This window comes from Streptomyces sp. NPDC023723 (assembly GCF_040639815.1).
Classification (GTDB): Bacteria; Actinomycetota; Actinomycetes; order Streptomycetales; family Streptomycetaceae; genus Streptomyces.
Window position 1 is genome coordinate 49,288 of sequence record NZ_JBFAAP010000047.1, and the last position, 7,954, is coordinate 57,241.

The window sequence follows — 7,954 nt, forward strand, 5'->3', positions numbered from 1 at the left end:
TGCGGGAACTGGTCACTCACCCCGAGGAGCCGCGTGCCCGCCACCGATGCTCGTATCGCCGCCGTCGACACCTATGACATCCGGTTCCCCACCTCCCGCGAACTCGACGGCTCCGACGCGATGAACCCGGACCCCGACTACTCGGCCGCCTACGTCGTGCTGCGCGCCGACGAGCCGGGTGAACCGGAGGGACACGGCTTCGCGTTCACCATCGGGCGGGGCAACGACGTGCAGGTCGCCGCGATCCACACGCTGCGCCACCACGTGCTCGGCCGGTCCGTCGCCGACCTGTGCGCCGACCCAGGCACGCTCTACCGGGACCTGACCTCGGACAGCCAACTGCGCTGGCTGGGACCGGAGAAGGGGGTGATGCACATGGCGATCGGCGCGGTCGTCAACGCGGTCTGGGACCTGGCCGCCAGACGCGCCGGCCGGCCGCTGTGGCGGCTGCTCGCCGACGCCGAACCCGAGTGGCTGACCGCCCAGATCGACTTCCGCTACCTCACCGACGCGCTCACCCCCGACGAGGCCCTGGACCTGCTGCGCCGCGGCCGCAAGGGCGCCGCCGAGCGCACCGAACACCTGCTGACCACCGGCTATCCCGCCTACACCACCTCCCCGGGCTGGCTCGGCTACGACGACGCCAAACTCGCCCGGCTCGCCGCCGGGGCGGTCGCCGACGGCTTCCGGCAGATCAAGCTCAAGGTCGGCGCCGACCTCGACGACGACGTCCGGCGCTGCCGGGTGGCGCGCGCCGCGGTCGGCCCCGACGTGCGCCTCGCCCTCGACGCCAACCAGCGCTGGGACGTCCCCGAGGCCATCCGCTGGACCAACGCGCTCGCCGGGTTCGACCCCTACTGGATCGAGGAACCCACCAGCCCCGACGACGTACTGGGGCACGCCGCGGTCCGCCGGGCGGTCGCCCCGGTGAAGGTGGCCACCGGCGAACACGCCCACAACCGGGTGGTGTTCAAACAGCTCCTGCAGGCCGGCGCGGTCGACATCGTGCAGCTCGACGCGGCCCGGGTCGGCGGCGTCAACGAGAACCTCGCGATCCTGTTGCTCGCCGCCAAGTACGGCGTCCCGGTCTGCCCGCACGCCGGCGGGGTGGGCCTGTGCGAACTCGTCCAGCACCTGGCGATGTTCGACTACGTGGCGCTGTCCGGCACCACCGAGGACCGGGTCGTCGAGTACGTCGACCATCTGCACGACCACTTCCTCGACCCGGTGGTGATCCGCGCGGGGCACTACGCGGCACCCACCGCGCCGGGCTTCTCGGCCGCCCTGCGGCCCGAGTCGATCGCCCGGTACACCTACCCCGGCGGCGCCTTCTGGGCCGCCGACGCCGAGCGGACCGAAGGGCGGACGGCATGAACGACTTCGACGGACTCAGGGCGCTGGTCACCGGCGGCGCCGCCGGCATCGGACGGGCCACCGCCGAACTGCTCACCGCGCGCGGCGCGGCCGTCGCCGTCCTGGACATCGACATATCGACGGTCGGTGAACCCCTCCTCGCGCACCGCGCCGACGTCACCGACGACGCCTCGGTGCGCGCCGCGGTCACCGCCGCCACCGCCGGACTCGGCGGACTCGACATCCTGGTCAACAACGCGGGCATCGGCGCTCAGGGCGGCGTCGAGGACAACGACGACGCCGAGTGGCACCGCGTGCTGGACGTCAACGTGATCGGCATGGTCCGGGTCGCCCGGGCCGCCCTGCCGCACCTGCGCCGGTCCGCGCACGCGGCGATCGTCAACACCTCGTCCATCGCCGCCACCGCCGGACTGCCGCAGCGGGTGCTGTACAGCGCCACCAAGGGCGCCGTCCAGTCCCTCACCCTCGCGATGGCCGCCGACCACGTGCGCGAGGGCATCCGCGTCAACTGCGTCAACCCCGGCACGGCCGACACCCCGTGGATCGGCCGGCTCCTCGGCCGGGCCGCCGACCCGGCCGCCGAACGGGCCGCGCTCGCCGCCCGCCAGCCCATCGGCCGCCTGGTCGGCGCCGAGGAGGTGGCCGGCGCCATCGCCTACCTGGCCAGTCCGCTGTCCGGCGCCACCACCGGCACCGCGCTGGCCGTGGACGGCGGCATGCAGGGCCTGCGGCTGCGCCCGGCGGGCGGGTGAACCCGCTCGGCGGGCTCGGCCTCGGCACCGCCGCCCTCGGCAACCTCTACACCGAGGTCACCGACGAGCAGGCGTACCAGACGGTGGACGCCGCCTGGGAGCGCGGCATCCGCTGCTTCGACACCGCCCCGCACTACGGCCTCGGCCTGTCCGAACGGCGCCTCGGCGCGGCCCTGCGGGGGCGGCCCCGCGACCAGTACACGGTCTCCACCAAGGTCGGCCGCAGGCTGGCGCCCTGCGACGCGGGCGGCGACGATCTGGCCCACGGCTTCGCGGTGCCCGCCACCCACCGCAGGGTGTGGGACTTCACCGCCGACGGCATCCGGCGCACCCTGGACGCCAGCCTGCGCCGGCTCGGCCTGGACCGCGTGGACCTCGTCCTCCTGCACGACCCCGACGACCACGCCGAAGCGGCGTTCCGCGAGGGCTACCCGGCGCTGGAGCAGCTCCGCCGCGAGGGTGTGGTCGGGGCGATCGGCGCCGGCATGAACCAGACCGCGATGCTCACCCGGTTCGTCCGCGACACCGACGTCGACGTGGTGCTGTGCGCCGGCCGCTACACCCTGCTGGACCACAGCGCGCTGGACGACCTGCTCCCGGCCGCCGCGGCCCGCGGCACCACCGTCGTCCTCGGCGGGATCTTCAACTCCGGTCTGCTGGCCGATCCCCGGCCCGCGGCGGCGTTCGACTACACCCGGGCACCGGCCGACGTGCTGGCGCGCGCCCTGCGCCTGAAGGCCCTGGCCGAACGGCACGGCACCTCGCTGCGGGCCGCCGCCCTCGCCTTCGGCGCCGCCCATCCGGCCGTCGGCCGCGTCCTGGCCGGCGCCCGCTCGGCCGCCGAGGTGCACGACTGCGCCGACCGGTTCACCGAGCCCGTCCCCGCCGCGTTCTGGCGGGAGCTGCGCCGGGACGGGCTGCTCCCGCAAACCGCGCCGGTGCCCTGCTAGCGGTGCGACGTCAGCCGGGTCGGCGGCAGGTACTCGCGCACATACGTCCGCTCCCAGCAGGCGCCCGTCTGCCGCAGTTCCCGCCAGGTCGTGTACCGGTAGCGGAACAGCCGGGCGCGGACGTGGCGCGGCGGCGCGTCGGGCGGGAACGGGGAGCGGCGCAGCAGCCGCAGCGTGTCCCGGTCGTTCTCCAGCAGCCGCTCCACCAGCGCCGAGAACCACGGCCCGGCATACGCGGGCGACAGCGCGGCGAACCACATCATCCAGTCGAGCCGCAGATGGTAGGGGGCGAACTGACGCGGCCGGCGCCGCACGTCACCGGGCTTGCCCTTGAACTCGTACTCCCGCCAGTCGCCGTCCGTGCGCGGCACCTCGTCGGCGGTGCCCTCGATCACCACCTCGTACCGCACCCGGCTGACGCTGCCGAACGCGCCGTAGGTGTTGACCAGGTGCAACGGGTCGAAGGAACGGTTCATCACCTGGCGCCGGGACAGCATGTTGGCGACCGGGCGACAGCTGAGCGCCAGCAGCAGCGCGGCCACCGCCAGGACCACGACCTCGTACCACAGCGGTGTCGCGGTCAGGGCCGGGGGGTCGGACGGGAAGCGGACGGCCGGCAGGGCCAGCACGATCGTCAGCCAGTTCAGCCAGGCGAAGTTCCCGGACAGCACCAGCCACAGCTGGGTGACGATCATCAGCGCGGCGGCGGCCGTGGCCACCGGCTGCGGGGTGAACAGCAGGAACGGCACGACGAGCTGGGTGACGTGGTTGGCGGCCACCTCGACGCGGTGCAGCGGGCGGGGCAGGTGGTGGAAGAACCAGCTCAGCGGGCCCGGCATCGGCTGGGTCTCGTGATGGTGGTCCAGACAGGTGAGCCTGCGCCAGCACTCGTCGCCGCGCAACTTGATCAGCCCGGCCCCGAACTCCACCCGGAACAGCAGCCAGCGCAGCAGGAAGAGGACCACCACCGGCGGCGCCACCTCGTCGTTGCCGAGGAACACGGCGACGAACCCGGTCTCAAGGAGCAGCGACTCCCAGCCGAAGCCGTACCAGGTCTGCCCCACGTTGACGATGGACAGGTACAGCGCCCAGGGCACCAGCCACAGCAGCATCGCCGCCCACAGCGGCAGCAGCGCGTCCGCCCCCGCCAGCAGCGCCACCGCCACCGCGCAGCCCGCCCAGGCGCAGCCGGCGAAGAGCCGGTCCGAGTAGCGCCACTGGAACAGGCTCGGCGCCCGCCGAAACGGCACCCGCGCCACGAACCGGGGCACCGGGAGCATGCCGCGCTCGCCGATCAGCGCCCGGAACTGGCGGGCGGCCGTCAGGAACGCGACCAGGTACACCCCGGCCAGCGCCTTCTGGAAGACCAGCCGGCCGGTCCAGTACTCGGGTGCGGTGAACCATTCCACGGCCGGGCACTCCTTCGTTGGCGGTGTGTCGGGTACGGGTTACCCGCCGTCCGGTCGGCCGAACGAGTCGAGGAATCGGACAAATGCTGGCAAGGTTGGCTCATGGCCGAACGGGGAGCGAGTGAGCTGTCCCTCCCGGACGACTGGCCCGCCCACCCGGCCCCGATCCTGGCGCTGAACCGCATGGGCAGCTTCGACTGGGACCTGGAGAGCGGCCTCTTCCACATGGACGCCCAGGCGTACCAGGTCTTCGACCTGTGCCCGCAGGAGTACGACGGGCGCCCGGAGTCGCTGTCCGTGCGCGTCCCCCGGACGGAGGGCATCCGGCTGGACGCGCTGGTCGCCCAGGCCATCAAGGACGGCAGCGAGAACTACGGCACCTACTTCCGGCTGCGCCGCCGCGACGGCCGGCTGCGCTGGACCCACACCCAGGGCTACATCCGGCGCGACGCCACCGGCCGCCCGCGCCGGATCTTCGGCATCGTGCGGGACGCCACCCAGGAACTGGGCGAGATCGAGTCGCACCGCGAACGCGCGGTCCGCGACGAGGCCCGCCGCCGGCTGACCGACGTGGTGGACGCCGCCACCGCCGCCCTCGCGCACGCCCGCACCGTGAACGACGTCATCGAGGTGCTGCGGGACACCAACGGACTCACCCGGCTGGGCGCCACCAGCCTGGTCATGGGCCTGGTGGAGGCGGGCCGCATCCGGCTGGTCGCCGACGGCCCCGAGAACAGCTTCGTGCCCGGCACCCGGGTCACCCGGATCGACGAGCCCTACCCGATGAGCGAGGTGGTGCGGACCCTGGGGCCCCGGTTCATCGAGTCGCCCGAGGAGTTCGCCGAGCGGTACCCGGTGCTGTGGCCGCACATCACCCACCTGGACATCACCTCGGCCGCCTACCTGCCGCTGATCGCGCAGGCCCGCCCGGTCGGCGCCATCGGCCTGCTCTACAGCGACCGCCACGGCTTCGCGCCGGAGGACCGCAACGTGCTCGTCGCGCTCGGCAGCAGCATCGCCCAGAGCCTGCAACGGGCCATGCTCTACGAGCAGGAGATGGACCTCGCGGCCGGCCTCCAGCAGGCCATGCTGCCGCGCACCATCCCCTCCGTCCCCGGCTGCGACATCGCCGTCCGCTACCGGGCCGCCACCATCGGCGGCATGCTCGGCCGGGACATCGGCGGCGACTGGTACGACCTGATCCCGCTGCCCGGGGGCCGGGTCGGCGCCGTGATCGGCGACGTCCAGGGCCACGACACGCACGCCGCCGCCGTCATGGGCCAGCTGCGCATCGTGCTGCGCGCCTACGCCGCCGAGGGACACACCCCCGCCACCGTGATGGCCCGGGCCTCCGTCTTCCTGCACGAACTGGACACCGACCGCTTCGCCACCTGCCTGTACGCCGAGGCCGACCTGGCCACCGGCGTGGTCCAGGTGGTGCGCGCGGGGCACATCGACCCGCTGGTCCGGGCGCCGGACGGCAGCTGCCGCCGGGTCCCGGTGGCGGGCGGGCTGCCGCTCGGACTGTCCGCCGAGTTCGGGCGGCTCGACTGTCCCGTCGCCACCCTCGAACTCGACCCCGGCGCCACCCTGGTGCTGTGCACCGACGGCCTGGTCGAACAGCCCGGCACCGACCTCGGCGACGGCATGCGGGCGCTGACGGCCGCGGTCGCCGCCGGGCCCGCGGACGTCCGCGACCTCGCCGACCTGCTCATCCGCGAGGCCGAGGAGCGCGGCGGCGAGGACGACGTGGCGCTGCTCCTGCTGCGCCGCCGCGGCCTGGAGGCCCCGCGCTCCCACGGCCGGTTCCAGCAGCACGTGGCCCCCGGCGACCCGGAGGCCCTGGCCGAGGCCCGCCATCTGATCCGGGCGGCGGTCCGGGCCTGGGGCGCGGGCGAGTACGGCGACGAGATCGAACTCGTCGCCGGCGAGCTGATCACCAACGCGCTGATGCACACCGAGGGCGCCGCCGTCGTCACCCTGCGGCTCCTCACCGGAGCCGACCGCCGGCTGCGGATCGAGGTCGAGGACTCCTCCAGCGCCCTGCCGCGCCGCCGCGAGCCGGACGAGTCCGGCGTCAGTGGCCGGGGCCTGCTGCTGGTGGAGACGCTGACGGACGGGTGGGGAGTGGAGGCGCGGGGCGGCGGCAAGTGCGTGTGGTCGGAGTTCCGGGTGCGGGAGCGGGAGACGCCGTGAGGCGCGGGGTGGCGCTGTCGGTCCCCGGTGGCACCCTGGACACATGCCCGAACTGCCCGAGGTCGAGGCGCTCAGGGAGTTCCTGACCGAGCACCTCACCGGCCACGAGATCGTCCGCACCCTGCCGGTGGCGATCAGCGTCCTGAAGACCTACGACCCGCCGCTCACCGCCCTGGAGGGCCGCACCGTCGCCGCCGTGCACCGGCACGGCAAGTTCCTCGACGTGGCGACCGACGGCGGCCCGCGTCTGGTGACCCACCTGGCCCGGGCCGGCTGGCTGCACTGGAAGGACCGCCTGCCCGACGGTCTGCCCCGCCCCGGCAAGGGACCCCTGGCGCTGCGCGTCGCCCTGGAGACCGGTGCCGGGTTCGACCTGACCGAGGCGGGCACGCAGAAGCGGCTCGCCGTCTATGTGGTGCGGGACCCGGCCGAGGTGCCCGGGGTGGCCCGGCTCGGCCCGGACCCGCTCGCCGACGACTTCGACGAGGCCCGCCTGGCCGCCCTCCTCGACGGCGAGCGACGGCAGCTCAAGGGCGCGCTGCGGGACCAGAGCCTGATCGCCGGGGTGGGCAACGCCTACAGCGACGAGATCCTGCACGCGGCGCGGATGTCCCCGTTCAAACTCGCCGCGTCGCTCACCCCGCAGGAGCTGAGCCGGCTCCACACGGCGCTGCGGGACACGCTCACCGAGGCGGTCGGGCGGTCCCGTGGGGTGGCGGCCGGCCGGCTGAAGGCCGAGAAGAAGAGCGGCCTGCGGGTGCACGGCCGGACCGGTGAACCCTGCCCGGTGTGCGGCGACACCATCCGCGAGGTCTCCTTCAGCGACTCCTCGCTCCAGTACTGCCCGACCTGCCAGACGGGCGGCAAGCCACTGGCGGACCGCCGGCTGTCCCGGCTGCTGAAGTGACCCGGCCGGCTATGACCCGCCGGGCAGGGAGACCAGCGGCCGGCCGTCGTCGGCCCGCACCTCGTAGCGGGCGATCTCCCCGGGATGCAGGGCGGCGCCGCCGCGCACGGTGGTGGGCCGGGCGTCGTGCCCGGACACGTGCCATCCGGCCACGGTCGCCTCGGAGCCGTCCCGGCCGACGGCGACGAGCCGGCAGGACCGGTGCCCCGCCCCGTCCCGGACCTCGATCTCGACGCCGCTGCCCCAGGGCCGGTTCTCGGCGGTCACCCGGGCCCATACGCCGGTCCGCGCGTCGGTGGCGGCGACCCGCACCGCCTGCTGGCCGGGCGCGGCGAGCAGCGCGACACCGGGCGCGGCCGCCACGCA

The 7,954-nt window shown here is 74.3% G+C and carries 6 protein-coding genes and 1 pseudogene; 5 read left to right on the plus strand and 2 right to left on the minus strand.

The genetic code is table 11. The annotated features are described in order from the left end of the window. Positions 1 to 33 precede the first annotated feature (33 nt). Genes AB0G32_RS32185 through AB0G32_RS32195 form a run of 3 tightly spaced genes read left to right on the plus strand, consistent with a single transcriptional unit; the run spans position 34 to position 3,076 of the window. The gene (locus AB0G32_RS32185) at positions 34 to 1,374 is read left to right on the plus strand and encodes an L-fuconate dehydratase (protein ID WP_361171397.1); all 1,341 of its coding nucleotides are present in this window, start codon (positions 34 to 36) and stop codon (positions 1,372 to 1,374) included. After that, the gene (locus tag AB0G32_RS32190) at positions 1,371 to 2,126 is read left to right on the plus strand and encodes an SDR family oxidoreductase (protein ID WP_361171400.1); all 756 of its coding nucleotides are present in this window, start codon (positions 1,371 to 1,373) and stop codon (positions 2,124 to 2,126) included. Before AB0G32_RS32185 ends, AB0G32_RS32190 begins: the two co-directional genes overlap by 4 nt. Further along, positions 2,123 to 3,076: an aldo/keto reductase gene (locus tag AB0G32_RS32195; RefSeq protein WP_361171403.1), complete on the plus strand. Its 954-nt coding sequence runs from the start codon at positions 2,123 to 2,125 to the stop codon at positions 3,074 to 3,076. The genes AB0G32_RS32190 and AB0G32_RS32195 overlap by 4 nt, the downstream gene beginning before the upstream one ends. Here AB0G32_RS32195 and AB0G32_RS32200 read toward each other — a convergent pair. Next, positions 3,073 to 4,485, minus strand: coding sequence for a lipase maturation factor family protein (locus AB0G32_RS32200; protein WP_361171406.1), 1,413 nt, complete (start codon positions 4,483 to 4,485; stop codon positions 3,073 to 3,075). The genes AB0G32_RS32195 and AB0G32_RS32200 overlap by 4 nt on opposite strands. Positions 4,486 to 4,587: 102 nt before the next feature. Between AB0G32_RS32200 and AB0G32_RS32205 the strand changes: the two genes are divergently transcribed. Together AB0G32_RS32205 and AB0G32_RS32210 are read left to right on the plus strand one after the other, a co-directional pair. Continuing rightward, positions 4,588 to 6,681 (plus strand): SpoIIE family protein phosphatase, encoded by a 2,094-nt coding sequence (locus AB0G32_RS32205; RefSeq protein WP_361171409.1) that lies wholly within the window; start codon positions 4,588 to 4,590, stop codon positions 6,679 to 6,681. 43 nt (positions 6,682 to 6,724) lie between these two features. Further along, a complete protein-coding gene (locus AB0G32_RS32210) occupies positions 6,725 to 7,588 on the plus strand; it encodes a DNA-formamidopyrimidine glycosylase family protein (protein ID WP_361171412.1) in 864 nt (287 codons plus the stop codon). Positions 7,589 to 7,597: 9 nt separating this feature from the next. Here the strand turns inward: AB0G32_RS32210 and AB0G32_RS32215 are convergent. Further along, a pseudogene (locus AB0G32_RS32215) lies at positions 7,598 to 7,954 on the minus strand (hypothetical protein); the annotation flags it as partial.

Bases quoted from the DNA above. Each gene is read 5' to 3' on its own strand.
- AB0G32_RS32210 (WP_361171412.1), top strand. From the start codon at position 6,725: ATGCCCGAACTGCCCGAGGTCGAGGCGCTCAGGGAGTTCCTGACCGAG.
- AB0G32_RS32205 (WP_361171409.1), top strand. From the start codon at position 4,588: ATGGCCGAACGGGGAGCGAGTGAGCTGTCCCTCCCGGACGACTGGCCC.
- AB0G32_RS32190 (WP_361171400.1), top strand. From the start codon at position 1,371: ATGAACGACTTCGACGGACTCAGGGCGCTGGTCACCGGCGGCGCCGCC.